Source organism: Weissella koreensis KCTC 3621 (genome assembly GCF_000277645.1).
On record NZ_AKGG01000005.1, the window covers coordinates 253,565 to 270,960 of the forward strand.

Genomic DNA, 17,396 nt, shown 5'->3' on the forward strand with positions numbered 1-17,396 from the left:
GTTAGCGATGAAAGAACGTAAAATTCCAATGCGCAAAGATCTTGTAACGGGTGAGATGGTCCCAAAGCAAGATTTAATTCGGATCGTTAAAACTCCCGATGGAACGGTTAAGTTAGATGAAACTAATCGAGCCAATGGTCGGGGGGCTTATTTAAAAGTTGATGTTGAAATTGCTAAGAAGGCAAAGCAACGCCGTACTTTTGATAAGGCATTTAGCACCCACTTAGATGATCTATTCTATGATGAATTAATTGCCTATGTCGACCATCAACAAGGACGACGGGAATTATTTGGAAATGGAAAATAGACAAAAATTATTAAACCTTTTAGGCTTAGCACGCCGCGCCAGAAAATTAGTGACCGGAGAAGATATGGTTTTAAAAGCTATTCGTAACGGAAAAGTCCAACTAGTATTCTTTGCACAAGATGGTGGCGACAGCACTAAGAAAAAATTTACTAATAAAACACAAAGTTATAACGTTGCTTTTTCAACAATGTTAACTCGACAAGAAATTGCAGATGCAACTGGTATGGCACGCTCATTAGTGGCAGTTTCAGATCGAGGCTTTGCTAAAAAGATGAAAGAATATCTAAAACAAGAGGAGGAAACTCAATGACCAAGCGAATTTTTGAATTAGCAAAAGAATTGAATGTTCCATCAAAGGAATTGGTCGCTACGGCTAAAGCTGCTGGAATTGAAGTTAAGTCGCACATGTCAACGGTAGACGCTGACCAAGAAGCGGCTTTACGTCAAAAGAAACAACCGGCATCAAAAGAAGCAACTAAGTCAACCCAAAATGCAGCTAAGCCTGCTAATCATAAAAAAGAGGTTCAACCGGTGGAAAAAAAGTCAGCTGAGAATCAAAAACCAAAAGAACAAGAAAATAACAATCAACCAGCTAAAGCAGCCAAACCTGCTGTTAAAAAAGTTGTCGTAGCACAAAAAAGTCAAGGTAATCAACGCAACAACCGTAATAATAATGGTGGTTGGAGTGATCGCCGTGGTAATAATAACGGTAATCGCCGTGGTAAGCGTAATAATAACCGTAATCGCAACAATAATAATGCTAATCGTCCAGCACCAACTGTTCGTAAAGATCAGCCTTTACCAGAAACTTTGGTTTATTCAGTTGGGATGAATGTTCAAGACATTGCTAAGTTGATTCATCGTGATGCAACAGAAATTATCAAGAAGTTGTTTATGCTCGGTGTAATGGTCAACCAAAATCAATCTTTGGATGCTGATACAATTGAAATTTTGGCTGCGGATTATGGAATTAATGCTGAACCAAAAGTTGAAGTTGACATTACTGATTTGGACCAATTCTTTGAAGCTGAGCCAGAAAATAGTGATGATTTAGAGCCACGAGCACCCGTTGTTACTATCATGGGACACGTCGATCATGGAAAGACAACTTTGTTGGACTATCTTCGAAACTCACACATTACAGAAGGCGAAGCTGGTGGAATTACCCAACATATTGGAGCTTACCAAGTTAAATTAGATGGACGAGTTATCACTTTCTTGGATACTCCTGGTCACGCGGCCTTTACGGCAATGCGTGCACGTGGAGCTGATATCACCGATATTACGATCTTAGTTGTTGCGGCTGATGACGGTGTGATGCCACAAACAATTGAAGCCATCAATCACGCTAAGGCAGCTAACGCACCAATTATCGTAGCAGTTAATAAGATTGATAAGCCTGGGGCTAATCCTGAAAATGTTATTAATCAATTAATGCAATACGAATTGATTCCAGAAGAATATGGTGGAGATACCATTTTCGTTAATATTTCAGCTAAGTTTGGTCAAAATATTGATGAATTATTGGAAATGATCTTGTTGCAAGCTGACGTTTTGGATTTGCATGCTAATCCTAATCAACGTGCGGCTGGTTCAGTTATTGAAGCACGTTTGGATAAGGGACGTGGAGCAACTGCTACGGTCTTAGTACAACAAGGGACAATGCACGTTGGTGATCCAATTGTTGTTGGGAATACCTTTGGTAAAGTTCGTACGATGACTAATGATCGTGGTCGTCGAATTAAAGAGGCTACACCATCAACTCCAGTTGAAATTACTGGATTAAATGATGTACCATCAGCAGGAGATCGTTTCGTGGTCTTTGAAGATGAAAAGACAGCTCGTGCAGCTGGTGAAGAACGAGCAAAGCGTGCTTTGCTTTTGGATCGTAAGCGTAATAATGTTGTTTCAGTGGCCGACCTCTTTGATAAGATGGCTGAAAATGAAATGAAGTCTGTTCCTGTTATCATCAAGGCCGATGTACAAGGATCAGTGGAAGCATTAGCTGGTTCATTGAAGAAGATCGATGTTGAAGGCGTTAAGGTTGATATTATCCACACTGCTGTTGGGGCAATTAATGAATCTGATATTACTTTGGCTGAAGCATCTGGGGCAATCATTGTCGGATTTAACGTTCGACCAACACCACAAGCAAAGATGCAATCTGAATCTAATTCAGTTGATATCCGTTTGCACTCTGTTATTTATAACGCTATTGATGAAATCGAAGCTGCTATGAAGGGTCAATTGGAACCAGTCTTTGAAGAACAAGTAATTGGAACGGCTCAAATTCTTGAACTATTCCGTGTTTCAAAGGTTGGAACAATTGCTGGTTCAATGATGATGAGTGGAAAAATCACGCGGGATTCAAGCGTACGTTTAATCCGTGATGGAATTGTGATTTTTGATGGTAAAATTGGTTCATTACGTCGTGGTAAAGATGACGTTAAGGAAGTTAAGAATGGAACTGACTTTGGAATGACCATTGAAAATTATAATGATGAAAAAGTTGGCGATGAAGTTGAAGTTTACCAAATGGTCGAAGTTAAGCCTAAGTAAGGTTATTTCTGACAGTGTAAATATTTAAATTGTCATAATTAATTATAGGAGGTTCCAATGGCACAACAAAATTTCCGGGTCGGGCGTTTAGAACAAGAAATTCAACGTTCCGTTAATGAAATCTTATTAAAAAGAATTCGGGATCCCCGAGTTCAAGATGTAACAATTACCGGGGTTGAAGTTACCGGTGATTTACAACAAGCTACAATTTATTATAGTGTGTTGTCAGAGCTTGCTTCTGTTAATCAAAAAGCAGCAGATGGTTTAACTGCCGCTACGGGATTAATTCGTAAAGAGGTTGGAGCAACTTTGAATATCTATAAAACACCGGAGATATTCTTTAAAAAAGATGATTCAGTGGTTTATGGAAATAAAATTGATGATTTAATTCGTCAACTGCATACAGAAGATCGTCCTAAGCGTCAAGATTAACCTTGATTTTAGAACACTTGTATTATAAAAGAGGACTGGAAAATTATTTTTCTATGTCTTCTTTTTTTATGGCAGAATTAAACAAAACATGAAAAGTTAAAGACCACAATAAGATTTAAAGAGATTAAAATGTCTTCAATTTAAGATATGCTATACTTTTAATTGATTGTTCAATTTAAAAATAATATTAATAAAATTCAATGGGAGGAATTATGGCAAGTCCACGAAAAACCACGAAAAATGCTGCAAAAAAAAAGCGGAAGACAAGTCGTAAAAAGCAAACAGAAAATACAAAGTATACTCTTCATATTATTGGACTAATTGGAATTTTAGCTGCCATCACTGCCATTGGACAATTTGGAATTGTTGGAGCATTCTTAGCTAATGTGACCCGCTGGGTGGTTGGTGATACCTACCAGCTATTTTTAGTTTTAACTTTGATTGTTTTAGTTGGATTAGCTGTTTATGGAAAAATGCCGGCAATTAAGCGACAACATTTAATCGGTATTGGCCTCTTTTATCTAGGTTTGACTCTTATTGGATCAATTAGGTTATTTAATCATTTAAATCAACATCATCAATTTGTACATAGAGTTACAAGCTTGATTGAACAGGATATAAATAATAATTTAGTTCGAACATCAGTTGGTGGAGGAAGTTTAGGAGCTCTTACTCTATCCCTTACTTATCCAGCACTAGCTAATTGGGGTTCTTGGATTATTGCGGTTGTTTTATTGATTAGTGGGGTTGTAGTACTCTTTAAATTGCCTGTTAAAGATCTGATGATAGGAATATTTTCAGCAACAGAATATACTGCAAATAAAGTTAGTGATTCTACTCGATCAGCAGTTGAAGTAAGTGCTAAAAAAATGACAGAATTAAATGAGGCTTATAAACAGCGACGTAGCAATATTGCAGCAGAAGTGTTTGAAGCTGATTTTGAGGTTAAAAATAGTAAACACACCTCTAATAAAAATGTGGTAGAGACGCCTTTTTCAAATCAGGATGTTCAAAAAGAAATCCATGGGAATCCATTTGCACCAGAGTTTGGTGAACCGGCAAGTGACCAGACTATTTCTACCAAAGATGAATTTGTAATGCCAGAAATTATTGCACCAAGTGGTGGTCCCGCAGTGATGCAGACGGTCAAAGCACCTGGTTTCAGTACAATTAAGCATCAAATTGATCCTGAGACAGGTGAAATTTTAGATTCAGATTCCTCAGATGAATTAGAAGTAGATACGATGGTTCAGACCAAGGTTAACGAAGTGGAACATATACAGTTCAGAACTAATCCTAGTTTTAATTCGAATGTTATAACTACGCAGATTAATACAGGGATTACTGAAGATAATAATTTGGAAAAGATTGCAGAAAGCCTTGAGCCAAATTTGCTTGATAGTGAAGAAATCGCAACGCTTAATAATTCGGATCAAACGGGAAACTCGAATTCTGATGAATCTGAATTTGAACCTGAACTTGAACCTGATCCTGAGCCTAAACTGGGTTCTGTAACAAATGAATTTAAATCAGGCGCTGAGTTGGCTGCAGAGTTAGTGCCAAAATCAGAAGCTGAAGAAGTACCAATACCAAAATCAGCAACTGCTAGTCATGTTGATTTGCTTCGCTCAGATGCAAATTATAAAGCCTCACAGCATCAAACAGTGGCCGAAGAATATCATTCTACGCCTGAAGTCGGCATTGATGTGAACGGATTCAACCAACAGGTTAGTGCTAAACCATATGAATTGCCAGATGTAAGCCTTCTAACTAAGGCTGATTCAACCGATCAAAGCGATGAGAAGAATCAATTGGCAGAAAAATCTCGGATTTTGCAGCAAACGTTAGAGAGTTTTAATATTAAGGCTACGGTTGAAAAAGTTGTTTTGGGACCCACAATTACGCAATATGAGATTAAACCGGCAGTTGGAGTCAAGGTTTCTAAAATAACCAATTTGGCGGATGATTTGGCAATGGCTTTGGCTGCAAAAAGTTTGCGAATTGAAGCCCCGATTCCGGGTAAATCATTGGTTGGAATTGAAGTAGCAAATGAACATCAAGCTGTGGTTGGATTCCGAAATATGTTTGAAAAGGTTGGGGTTAATCGTAAGAAAATTTTGGAAGTTCCTATTGGTATGAGTGTAACCGGTGAGACTGTAAAAATGGATCTTACGAAGATGCCACATCTTTTAATTGCTGGATCAACTGGATCTGGTAAGTCGGTAGCAATTAATACTATTTTGGCAGCAATTTTATTGCAGGCTAAACCATCAGAATTACGGTTAATGTTAGTTGACCCTAAAAAAGTAGAATTAAGTGTATATAATGATATTCCTCATTTGATCACACCAGTGGTTTCAGAGCCGCGTAAGGCAGCCGCAGCTTTGAAAAAAGTGGTTGCTGAGATGGATAAGCGATTTGATAAACTAGCTGAGATGGGCGTTCGAAATTTGGATGGCTATAATAAGGCAGTTGATGAACATAATGCCCAAGGGCAAAGCCAGTTACTACATATGCCTTATTTAGTTGTCATTATTGACGAATTAGCTGATTTGATGATTACAGTATCTGGTGAAGTTGAACCAGCTATTGTCAGAATCGCACAATTAGGCCGAGCAGCTGGAATTCATTTGATTGTTGCGACTCAACGACCTTCTGTTGATGTTATTACTGGCTTGATTAAAGCCAACGTGCCATCTAGAATGGCCTTTGCGGTAGGTTCTGGAACCGATTCTCGAACGATTTTGGACGGAAATGGCGCTGAAAAATTACTTGGACGTGGAGATATGCTATTTAAACCTATTGGTGCAAATGGTGCTGAGCGTGTTCAAGGGGCCTTTATGTCTGATGATGATGTAGAAACATTGACAACCTTTATTAAGCAACAAGGTAGCGCAGAATACGATCAAAATATGGAAATTACAGATGCTGATCTTAAATCTATGGATGGGAATGGGTCTGAATCTGGTAATGACAAAAGTATGTTAGATGAAATGTGGGACGACGCACTAGACTTTGCTGCAATCGAAGGTGAAGTTTCAGCTTCAATGATGCAACGTCACTTCCGTATGGGTTATAATCGTGCAGCACGATTAGTCGATGATATGGAAGCACAGGGCGTGATTGGCAGCGCAACAGGTGGTAAAAGGCGTCCGGTCTTGATGAATAAAGAACAGTGGTATGCCAGTCAAGAACAATTGAACAATTAGGTCAAATTGTTATGAAAAATAATGGTATTTTATAAGATATTAAAAAAGCTAGGGTTATTTTCCTTAGCTTTTTTATTTAATTTAAATAAAGATTATAGTTATAGGTATGTATTAAGTTATTAAGATCATAGAATATATTTAGGTCAAAGATAAGTAATTAATACATTTACCGTGTATAATTAAGTTGGATAATAAAAACTATAAAAACGAGGACATGATTATGACACCAGGAGATATTTCATTTTTAATTATTGCCATTGCCATTTTAGCATTGGTCTTGTTTATCGGTTATTTTTTAGTACAATTAAGTGCAACTTTAAATTCAGTGACTCAAGATGTAAAATTAATCGCGCATGATGCTGATGACCTTTTGATTAATACCAATGATCTTTTGAAAGACGTGAACGGTAAAATGGTCACGGTTGATCCAGTTTTTAAAGCAGCCGGAGATTTGGGAATAAGTGTTTCTGAATTGAATGAATCTGTTAGAAAAATTAAAGAAAAATCTGGTAAGAAAAAAAGTGGATTAGGTTTTAGTTTAGGAACGGCTGCAACAACAGCTAATATGTTTTTTAATATGAGAAATAAGAGCAAACAAAAAGCAAGTCGGAGGGGAAAATAATGAAAAATTTAACTAAAGGAATTTTACTAGGAACTTTAACAGCGGGGGTTGCAGCAGCAACGGCTTATTATCGTTCACTATCACCAATGCAAAAAGAGGCAGTACAAGATCGCTTCTTAGATCAATTGGCAGCAAGCAAAGTAAAAATGGATCAGTTAAAGAATGATACAACGGATCACTTTAATATTTTAATGAGTGAACTAAGATATGCACAAGAAAATGATGAAGGGTGGCAAATTTTATTAGCTGATTTCAAGCAAGAATATATAAATCTTAGTAACCAAGCTAAAAACCAATATACTTATTGGCAGCAAGCATTGGCTGAACAGGTAGATGCTCATTTAGATATTGATGTTCCTGGCACAATGGATCAGATTCAATCTAACTACTCAGAAATCAAGAATCAAGCAGCCAAAGTTTTTACGGAAGCAAAGAGTAATTTAGTAGCTGATCATCAAAACTCAAAAAATGAAGTTGATAAAAAAATTGATGAAGCTCAAGCTGAATTTGATATCGTTTTAGATGCGCAACAAGCAGACGTTAAAGCTGCCTTAGGTTTAGCTGAGGATGATATCAACGAGATCAAGTAAGATCCATAATTAAGATGAAAGAGGGCCTATTATGGTAATTTTATCATGGATTATTATCGGTTTAGCGCTCATTCTATTGTTGGGATTTAGTTATTGGTTTATTCGTAAAACTAAAGTACAATTGGCAGTTTTACTAGGAGTAAGCGAGATATTACAACGTGAGTCTGAACCAGTTTTAGAACAGGTTGAGAAGTTGCAGGTGACGTTAGTCGAAAAACAAGCCCAAATGGAACGAGCTCAAGCTGATTTTAATGATCATAAAGATTAATATTAATATAACGGGTGTTTAAGAATGTGAGATAATATCATTTAAATCATGAATCTTTTGACACTTTTATAGAGGTCGGGACATTTTTGTTCTAACCTCTTTTTTAAATTCACTACTAATATAATATGGATGAAAGTAGCGTATCCATCTGCTTTAGGAAAATATATTATTAATAATAAATTAAACCATTAAAATAGGAATTAATGATTATTAATATTAAATCTTTTGGTTAGAATAAATTGGACCAATTAAAAGTAATGTTTGATTGGTTCAAACGGTATGTTAAACTTAATATATTGATAAAACGTTTAGGAAACTTTTCCTTTGAATAAAAAATAAAAATGAAAATGGACATAAAATAATATGAGTAGTAATTTAACGATTATGCCGTTTGGTGGAATGCGCGAAAACGGTAAAAACATGTATGCAATTACAGTTGGTGAAGATATTTTCATTCTAGATGCTGGTTTGCAGTACCCTGAGAGTGATCTTTTAGGGGTTGATGTTGTGATTCCTGATTTTAAGTATCTAGTAGAACATGCAGACCAAATTGCAGGAATATTCTTAACCCATGGGCATGCAGACGCTATTGGTGCATTGCCTTATCTTTTGAAACAAATTTCAGCACCTATTTTTGGTTCAGAGTTAACAATTGAGCTTGCTAAATTGGCAATCAATAATGATTCTGAAATCAAGAGTTTCGACGATTATCATGTGGTGAAGGGAAGTCAAGAAATTGATTTTGGAGCAGTTAAGATTTCTTTCTTTGAAACCACGCACACCATTCCAGATTCTTTGGGGATTGTCGTTGGTACGCCAGAAGGACAAATTGTCTATACCGGTGATTTTAAGTTTGATACCACAGCACAAGGTGCTTATCAAAGTGATTTAATGCGTTTAGCTGAAATTGGCCGTAAAGGGGTAAAAGCTCTTTTGATTGATGCAGCTGGGACTGGTAATATTGGGCAAACTGCGCATGAATCAGAAATTGCTAAGTATATTTTTGAAACTTTCCGGCACCATGCTGGACGGATTATTGTGGCATCAGCTGCCTCAAATATTCAACGTATACAACAAGTAATTAACGCTGCTTTTCAAAATCAACGAAAACTGGTGTTATCAGGAAATGATATTGAAAAGGTTGTTCGAACAGCACTTAATCTGGGTAAATTGGACTTACCAATTCCTGAGAATGAGTTGTTTGTGTCGTTAAAAAATATGGATTCCTTAAAGCCAGAAGAAACTGTCATTTTGGAAACTGGTAAGATGGGAGAACCTGTTCGACATCTTCAACGGATGGCGCATGGGGATGATCGTAATATCAAGATTCAAACAGGAGATCTTGTTTTCATAACAACGACTCCGTCTACTGCAATGGAAGGTTATGTTGCCCGAACTCGAGACATGTTGTTCCGAGCAGGAGCTGATGTTAAGCAAATTTCAAATGATATGAAATCATCTGGACATGCTTCTAAGAATGATTTTCAAATGATGTTGAATTTGATGAAACCGGAAAATATTTTACCGGTTCAAGGGGAATATCGTTTATTAAATTCAGGTGCTCGAGCAGCCAAAGAATTGAATTATTCTGATGACAATATCTTTATTTTGGAAAATGGGGATCGATTGGTCTTAGAAGAAAATGGTAAATTTGAATTGAGCGGCTCAATTCAAGTTAATGCTACTATGATTGACGGATCTGGTGTTGGTGATATTGGATCAATCGTCTTAAATGACCGACGTATTTTGTCAGAAGATGGTGTTTTCATTGCAGTGATCACGATTGATCGTAAGAAAAAGAGAATTGTGGCAAATGCTAAAATCGATTCACGAGGTTTTGTATATGTTAAAACTTCACGTGAATTGATGAAAGAAGCAACAGAATTAGTTGAAACTACTGTAGCTGCGGGGATCAAAAATTCTAAAGAATTTGATTGGGGTAATTTAAAGAGCTCTGTTCGTGATGCCTTAGGTAAGTTTTTGTACGATCAAACACATCGTAAGCCAGTGATTTTACCGGTTATTATGGAAGCTAATCAAAATGGACGTCGACGCCGAAGCCCTAATAAAAAGGGGGATGAACATCAAAGTTCCCCTAAGAATAGTAACCAAGAATCATCGAAAAAAGAAGTAACAAATAATAAAACTGAAAATAAGCCTAATAGCAATAAAAAGCGTCCTCGCCATAAGCGACCAAACGAAAATAATGTCAAAGCCAATGACGTTAATGAAACTAAAAATTAATTTTATTTAAGGGGTTGAAATTATATTATTTCAACTTCTTATTTTTTTCTAAAAAATCTAGTAAGATATTTTAGTGAAATTAAACACATAAAGAGTAGAAAGGAAACTGTTAATGGTAGAAAAAAATAATGAATTTCAAAAATATTTTATAGCTGGTCAACAAGCATTGAACGATCAAGATTGGCTTAGAGCAAATGAACAACTAGAAAAAGCCTATATTTTAGAACAGACTGATGCAGTCTTGTTGATGTTAGTTACAAGTTTGGAACAAAGCGAACAGTATCAACAGGCTTGGGGCCTCATTCGGACCAATGAGTCATTATTTAAAACTTCAGAGACACAAGCCTATTTATACGTTGAAATTGCTTTAGCAAATCAAATGTATCTAGCTGCTTGGGAATTTGCGGTGACAACAACTTGGGCGGAAGAACTAGTTAATAAAGTTCAATTCCAGGAAAATAAAGATCAAGTCGAATTATCACAAACAATTAAAAACCGCGCACGACATTTCTTTAATCTAAGTGATGTAAATTTGGCTGAACAAGCTGAACGTTTACAAACAGCAGAAATGTTACCGAGAAATTATTATTTACAAGGGGCTAAAACCTTGTTGGTCGACCCATTTTTACCAGCAATTACCCGTTCAACTTTGGTGGATCGATTACGTCGCTTAAAAGTATCAGAAGAATTAGAATTTTTATGGTTGGATCAACAATATAAAAAAATGATTCCCAGTCAATTGGAATCACTTGAAGAAATACCATTCTGGAAAAAATTAACTAAGGCCTTGCAAAATGGTATATATCAAGATGATCCAGTCATTCTAGAAGGTTTAGAAAGACAAATTTATTTAGAAATGACGTTAAGTTACCCACATTTTCCAACTTTTTACTTAGATGCAGATGCTTGGATTCAGACAGAAATGTTGGGACTTCATACGTTGATCGATCAAAAAGAAACACCTGAACAAGAAAAATATCATCGGCTATTGTTAAACGAACAGGCTAAATTAATTTAAAGTTCAGGCTACATGAAATGTTTTAGTTAATAAAATTCATTAAAAAGATCGATTTAATTTAAAAAAGACGAAAAACGTTAAATTGTTGTTACATTAAAGAAAAAACATATTTACAAACCAATTTTGGTCTTATATAATTATTAACAGCTTCCCAAAGGGGAGAAATCAATTAAATTATTTTCGAATGGGTTGTTTATACTATTATACTTTTGGGGTATAATGGTTTTAGCAACTTTTAAGTTGTAAACAATGTTTTCGACTTACGAAAATTAGGAGGATATGCTTTTGGCTAAGGAACACTACGAGCGGACAAAGCCGCACGTTAATATTGGAACTATTGGACACGTCGACCACGGTAAGACTACTTTGACTGCTGCAATCTCAAAGGTTTTGGCTGATAAGGGATTAGCAAAGCAACAAGACTTTGCTGCGATTGACGCTGCACCTGAAGAACGCGAACGTGGAATCACGATCAACACTGCTCACATCGAGTATGAGACTGAAGCACGTCACTATGCCCACATCGATGCCCCTGGGCACGCGGACTACGTTAAGAACATGATCACTGGAGCCGCTCAAATGGACGGTGCCATCTTGGTTATCGCCGCTACTGACGGACCAATGCCACAAACTCGTGAGCACATCTTGTTGGCTCACCAAGTTGGTGTTGAATACTTGATCGTCTTCTTGAACAAGACTGACTTGGTTGATGATGATGAATTGACTGACTTGGTTGAGATGGAAGCACGTGAATTGCTTTCAGAATACGATTTCCCTGGAGATGATGTACCATTCATCCGCGGTTCAGCTTTGAAGGCCTTAGAAGGTGATGCTGAACAAGTTAAGGTTATCGAAGAATTGATGGATACTGTTGATTCATACATCCCAACTCCAGTACGTGATACTGACAAGCCATTCTTGATGCCTGTCGAAGATGTATTCACTATCACTGGACGTGGAACAGTTGCTTCAGGTCGTATCGACCGTGGAACTGTTGTATTGAACGATGAAGTTGAAATCATTGGTTTGAAGCCAGAAGTTCGTAAGACTGTTGTTACTGGAATCGAAATGTTCCGTAAGACAATGGACCAAGGACAAGCTGGAGATAACATCGGAGCTTTGTTGCGTGGTGTTGAACGTACTTCAATCGAACGTGGACAAGTTTTGGCAAAGCCAGGTTCAATCAAGACTCATACTAAGTTCTTGGCTGAAGTTTATGTTTTGACCAAAGAAGAAGGTGGACGTCACACTCCATTCTTCACTAACTACCGTCCACAATTCTACTTCCACACTACTGACGTAACTGGGGTTGTTCAATTGCCAGAAGGTGTTGAAATGGTTATGCCTGGAGATCACGTTACATTCGATATCGAATTGATCGCTCCAGTTGCCATTGAACAAGGTTTGAAGTTTACTGTTCGTGAAGGTGGACGTACTGTCGGTGCCGGAACTGTTTCAGAAATCAATGACTAATTTTTAATTAGACTTAATTTTTGAAGAAGTAATACTTCTCAAAAGAAGAGAGAACTTGAATTTATTCAGGTTCTCTTTTTTTATCCATTTTTGAAAATAAAAATTTAATTAGGCTAGGAAATCATAATAAAATTAGCTTCAACTCAATTCAAATTAAAAAGGGCAGAAAACATATAAAATTAACTAGTGAACCCTATGCAAACGGAATAAAGTACGATAAAATATATAAGTATGTTAATTGAGATTAACGGATTAACTAAAAATATAAGTTAATTGACTGTGGAGGAATAATTATAATGGTTGCAAATAATGCAGAATTTACACGTGGTGATGGAAATAAAGGGACTTTGAAGTTTGAAATTCCCGTTGAAGATCACGCAGCAGCAATTGATGCTGCTTTCAACAAGATCAAGGATACTTTGGATGTTCCTGGATTCCGTAAGGGTAAGATGCCTAAGCAAATGTTTATTGCCCGCTTTGGTGAAGAAGCCTTGTATGAAGATGCATTGAACTTTGCATTGCAAGAAGCATATCCTTCAGCGATTGATGCAACTGGAATCGCTCCAGTGAACCAACCTCAAATTGGTGTTGAATCATTGGAAAAGGGTCAAGCTTGGGTTATTTCAGCTGAAGTTGAAGTTGCACCTGAAATTGAATTGGGTGATTACAAAGGTTTGACTGTTAAGAAGCAAGATGTTGTAGTTTCAGATGCTGATGTTGATGCTGAAATCGAAACAATGCGTCAAGGACAAGCTGAATTGGTCTTAGCTGAAGATCATGCTGCTGAAAATGGTGACACTGTTGTTATCGACTTTGATGGATCAGTTGATGGTGATCACTTCGAAGGTGGTAAGGGTGAAAACTTTAACCTTGAACTTGGTTCAGGACAATTCATCCCTGGCTTTGAAGAACAATTAGTTGGTCATAAGGCAGACGAATCAGTTGAAGTTAAGGTAACTTTCCCAACTGATTACCAAGCTGAAGACTTGGCTGGTAAAGAAGCTGTCTTTGAGACAACAATTCATGAAGTTAAGGTTAAAGAAGTACCAGCCTTGGATGATGAATTTGCCAAGGACGTTGATGAAGAAGTTGCTGGTTTGGAAGAGTTGAAGGCTAAGACGAAGGATCGTTTGGCTGAAGCTAAGAAGAATGAAGCAGCTGAAGCTAAGGAAGATGAAGCTGTTTCATTGGCTGTTGACAATGCTAAGGTTGTTGGTGAAGAAATTCCAACAGCAATGCTTGAAGAAGATATCCACCGTCAAATGAATTCATTCTTCGCTTCAATGCAAAACCAAGGTATTTCTCAAGAAATGTATTCACAAATTACTGGTCAAACGAATGAAGATATCCATAAGCAATATGCTGAGGGTGCTGAAAATCGTGTAAAGACTAGCCTAGTTTTGGAAGCAATTGTTAAGGCTGAAGGAATTACTCCTGATCAAGCTGCAATTGATGCCGAAGTTAAGTCATTGGCAGACCAATATGGAATGGAAGAAGATGCCATCCGTAATGCTCTTACAGATGATATGTTAGCTCATGATATTGCTGTTAAGGAAGCAGTTAACACAATTGTTGACTCAGCAATCGAAGCTTAATTAAAAGTATGATAAAACTCAACTAAATTTCATGTTAATTAATGACAATTGTAATTTAGCTGATGATGTTTAATATAAAATGGAAGTACCTCATACTGGTTAGACTAGTTCTAGCTCGTGTGAGGTACTTTTTATACCTCATTTTTTAACTTGATAAAAAATAGTATTAGTAGAACTAATATGTTTGGATTTTAGTTATATTTTGTTACAATGGTATTAATTGATTTTGATAGTAAAGAAGGGGAGATAAAGTGATGATTGATACAACTGATAACACAACTGCAGCTTATTGCTCATTTTGTGGAAAATCATCAACTGAAGTAAAAAAATTAGTTGCTGGACCCGGTGTTTTTATCTGTAATGAATGTGTAGAATTAGCTCAACAAATCATTGATGAAGATTTGAAGCAAGACGCACAAGATAATCAAATTAAATTGATGACACCGGCTGAAATTGTAGCCAATTTAAATACTTATGTAGTTGGACAAGAAGACGCAAAACGTACACTTGCGGTGGCTGTCTATAACCATTACAAGCGAATTAATGCCACATTAGATCCGGACTCTGACCATGGTGAAGTAGAATTACAAAAATCTAATATTGCGATGGTCGGACCAACTGGTTCAGGTAAGACCTACATTGCACAATCGTTGGCAACTATGCTGAATGTTCCATTTGCCATTGCAGATGCTACTACCTTAACTGAAGCTGGTTATGTTGGTGAAGATGTTGAAAATATTTTGTTGAAGTTAATCCAATCTGCTGATTTTGACATTGAACGAGCTGAGCATGGAATTATCTATATTGACGAAATTGATAAAATTGCTAAAAAGTCTGAAAATGTTTCAATTACGCGAGATGTTTCAGGTGAAGGAGTTCAACAAGCTCTTTTGAAGATGATTGAAGGAACAATTGCGAATGTGCCACCTCAAGGGGGGCGTAAGCATCCAAACCAAGAATTTATTCAAATAGATACAACCAATATTCTGTTTATTGTTGGTGGTGCCTTTGCAGGAATTGAAAATATTGTTAAAGAACGTCTGGGAGCCAAGACTATCGGATTTGGTACTGATAGTGATGAAGCGCATGAGCAGGCAGATAAGAGCATTATGCAACAAATTCTGCCAGAAGATCTTATGACTTTTGGATTAATTCCTGAATTTATTGGACGTTTGCCAATCTTAACAGCCCTAGAACAATTAACAGAAGATGATTTAGTTTTAATTTTGACGAAACCTAAAAATGCTTTAACTAAACAATATGAAGCTTTGTTGGCGTTAGATGGAGTTCAATTAGAGTTTGAACCAGAGGCCCTTAAAGCAATGGCTCACTTAGCAATAGAACGTGAAACGGGTGCACGTGGACTACGTTCAATCATCGAAGAAGTTATGTTAGATGTGATGTTTGAAATTCCAAGTCGCGATGATGTGAATAAGGTAGTTATTTCAAAAGAAAATGTCGAAAAACATACCGAACCCACAGTGGTATTAAAGTAAGTTTAATTAAAAGGAGATTTAGCTCAAATGGAAGTGCATAATGTTGAAATGGTAATGTCAGCGGTAGGACCTAGTCAATATCCAACTGATAAATTACCTGAAATTGCTTTAATTGGACGTTCCAACGTTGGAAAATCTTCGTTAACGAATACTTTAATCAATCGTAAGTCGTTTGCTCGAACTTCATCCCAACCAGGAAAAACACAAACTTTGAATTTTTATAAAGTTGAGGATCAGGTGTTTTTCGTCGATGTTCCAGGATATGGTTACGCTAAAGTTTCGAAAAGTTCACGTGCAAAATTTCAAGTTATGATTGGTGAATATTTATCAAAACGACAGGTCTTAAAAGGAGTAGTTCAATTAGTTGATGCTCGACACGCACCTTCAAAAGAAGATGTTGAGATGTATCAATGGCTAACTTCTGATGAAATGGGCGGATTGCCAGTTTTAGTTGTCGCAACTAAGGCTGATAAAATTGCTCGCGGACGTTGGAATAAAGCAGAGAGTACTATTAAAAAGGAACTGCAGTTTAAGGACCAAACATCAGACTTTGAAATTTTCTCTTCTGAGACAAAATATGGAAAAGATATTGTTTGGGAATGGATTGAAGCTCGGATGTTGGATGGAACTGACTTTGCTGAAACAGATGATTAAGACGTTACAATAAACTTTGTTTATAAGGCCGGGATTTTTAATCCTAGCCTTTTTATCCATTAATTAAGTTATTTTAAGATATAACTGATAAATTCAAGTGGATCCGTTCCTATTAATGATATTGTGCTCGAACGGAATGAAGGAGGAATATAAAATGGTAATGAATCGAGTAAAAGGAAATGTACTAGGTAAAAGTTATACCTTGTCAACACCAGAAGACGAAGCTCATATGCAGGCTGTTTTTAAGTTAATTAATACACAATTAGCTGATTTACAAAAGCAGAATCCAAGTCTAGAGCAAGATGATGCATTAGTCTTAATGTCAATAAACGCTTTATCTGATCAACTTAGGATGCAACATAAATACGAGGAAAACTAATGGTCATTACAGTTGGAATTTTAGTTCTTTTTTTGATGGCGATCATGAATGGTTATCGTAGTGGGTTAGTAAAAACTCTTTTTCGTTTTGTGGGCCGGATTATCATTTGGGTGGTAGCTGTAATGTTATCTCACAATATTGGACAATTTTTAGCAGATAACCTACAATGGTCGATTGGATCTAACTGGTCATCACCAGTAACGGACAATTTAGTGGATAAATCTAGTAGTTTCCTATATTCTGGGATCGGATTTACAATAATTACGGTAATTGGATTTTATCTTTTACACCGTTTACAAAGCGGATTGGCATTTATTAATAAGGTGCCTTTGGTTGGAACGGCTAACCGTTTAGCTGGGGCGTTGCTTAGTTTTATAATTATGTATTTAGGAGTGTTTTTCTTCTTATATATAGCTGGAGCGTTGGATATATCATGGCTACATGAGCAAATTACCTATTCAACATTAGCTCAAATTATTATGCAGCAGACTCCTATATTATCTGAAAAAATATATGAATGGTTTTTGTTAATATAAGGGAGTAAAAAAAG

The 17,396-nt window shown here is 36.6% G+C and carries 16 protein-coding genes; all 16 read left to right on the forward strand.

What is annotated here, in order from left to right:
• Nucleotides 1-7 precede the first annotated feature (7 nt).
• The 16 genes from rnpM to JC2156_RS02100 all read left to right on the forward strand — a co-directional run bounded on the left by rnpM (nt 8) and on the right by JC2156_RS02100 (nt 17,382).
• Nucleotides 8-307 (forward strand): RNase P modulator RnpM, encoded by a 300-nt coding sequence (rnpM, locus tag JC2156_RS02025; protein WP_006845157.1) that lies wholly within the window; start codon nt 8-10, stop codon nt 305-307.
• Nucleotides 297-617 (forward strand): YlxQ-related RNA-binding protein, encoded by a 321-nt coding sequence (locus JC2156_RS02030; RefSeq protein ID WP_006845158.1) that lies wholly within the window; start codon nt 297-299, stop codon nt 615-617. The genes rnpM and JC2156_RS02030 overlap by 11 nt, the downstream gene beginning before the upstream one ends.
• Nucleotides 614-2,866: a translation initiation factor IF-2 gene (gene infB / locus JC2156_RS02035; RefSeq protein WP_006845159.1), complete on the forward strand. Its 2,253-nt coding sequence runs from the start codon at nt 614-616 to the stop codon at nt 2,864-2,866. The genes JC2156_RS02030 and infB overlap by 4 nt, the downstream gene beginning before the upstream one ends.
• 57 nt (nt 2,867-2,923) lie before the next feature.
• Nucleotides 2,924-3,298 carry a 30S ribosome-binding factor RbfA gene (gene rbfA, locus JC2156_RS02040; RefSeq protein ID WP_006845160.1) on the forward strand — a complete coding sequence of 125 codons (375 nt, stop codon included), beginning with the start codon at nt 2,924-2,926 and terminating at the stop codon, nt 3,296-3,298.
• Nucleotides 3,299-3,510: 212 nt separating this feature from the next.
• Nucleotides 3,511-6,507 carry a DNA translocase FtsK gene (locus JC2156_RS02045; protein WP_006845161.1) on the forward strand — a complete coding sequence of 999 codons (2,997 nt, stop codon included), beginning with the start codon at nt 3,511-3,513 and terminating at the stop codon, nt 6,505-6,507.
• 220 nt (nt 6,508-6,727) lie between these two features.
• Nucleotides 6,728-7,129, forward strand: a complete 402-nt coding sequence (locus JC2156_RS02050; protein WP_006845162.1) for a DUF948 domain-containing protein — start codon at nt 6,728-6,730, stop codon at nt 7,127-7,129.
• Nucleotides 7,129-7,719 carry a hypothetical protein gene (locus tag JC2156_RS02055; RefSeq protein ID WP_006845163.1) on the forward strand — a complete coding sequence of 197 codons (591 nt, stop codon included), beginning with the start codon at nt 7,129-7,131 and terminating at the stop codon, nt 7,717-7,719. The genes JC2156_RS02050 and JC2156_RS02055 overlap by 1 nt, the downstream gene beginning before the upstream one ends.
• Nucleotides 7,720-7,750: 31 nt before the next feature.
• Nucleotides 7,751-7,987, forward strand: coding sequence for a hypothetical protein (locus JC2156_RS02060; protein ID WP_006845164.1), 237 nt, complete (start codon nt 7,751-7,753; stop codon nt 7,985-7,987).
• A gap of 363 nt (nt 7,988-8,350) precedes the next feature.
• Nucleotides 8,351-10,231: a ribonuclease J gene (locus JC2156_RS02065; protein WP_006845165.1), complete on the forward strand. Its 1,881-nt coding sequence runs from the start codon at nt 8,351-8,353 to the stop codon at nt 10,229-10,231.
• A 112-nt stretch (nt 10,232-10,343) separates the two neighbouring features.
• A complete protein-coding gene (locus JC2156_RS02070; protein ID WP_006845166.1) occupies nt 10,344-11,249 on the forward strand; it encodes a hypothetical protein in 906 nt (301 codons plus the stop codon).
• A 285-nt stretch (nt 11,250-11,534) separates the two neighbouring features.
• Nucleotides 11,535-12,722, forward strand: coding sequence for an elongation factor Tu (tuf, locus tag JC2156_RS02075; RefSeq protein ID WP_006845167.1), 1,188 nt, complete (start codon nt 11,535-11,537; stop codon nt 12,720-12,722).
• A gap of 296 nt (nt 12,723-13,018) precedes the next feature.
• A complete protein-coding gene (gene tig, locus JC2156_RS02080; protein WP_006845168.1) occupies nt 13,019-14,317 on the forward strand; it encodes a trigger factor in 1,299 nt (432 codons plus the stop codon).
• 254 nt (nt 14,318-14,571) lie between these two features.
• A complete protein-coding gene (clpX, locus tag JC2156_RS02085; protein ID WP_006845169.1) occupies nt 14,572-15,813 on the forward strand; it encodes an ATP-dependent Clp protease ATP-binding subunit ClpX in 1,242 nt (413 codons plus the stop codon).
• 27 nt (nt 15,814-15,840) lie between these two features.
• The gene (gene yihA, locus JC2156_RS02090) at nt 15,841-16,467 is read left to right on the forward strand and encodes a ribosome biogenesis GTP-binding protein YihA/YsxC (RefSeq protein WP_006845170.1); all 627 of its coding nucleotides are present in this window, start codon (nt 15,841-15,843) and stop codon (nt 16,465-16,467) included.
• A 154-nt stretch (nt 16,468-16,621) separates the two neighbouring features.
• Nucleotides 16,622-16,846: a cell division protein ZapA gene (locus tag JC2156_RS02095; RefSeq protein WP_006845171.1), complete on the forward strand. Its 225-nt coding sequence runs from the start codon at nt 16,622-16,624 to the stop codon at nt 16,844-16,846.
• Nucleotides 16,846-17,382: a CvpA family protein gene (locus tag JC2156_RS02100; protein WP_006845172.1), complete on the forward strand. Its 537-nt coding sequence runs from the start codon at nt 16,846-16,848 to the stop codon at nt 17,380-17,382. The genes JC2156_RS02095 and JC2156_RS02100 overlap by 1 nt, the downstream gene beginning before the upstream one ends.
• The last annotated feature ends 14 nt before the right edge of the window (nt 17,383-17,396 follow it).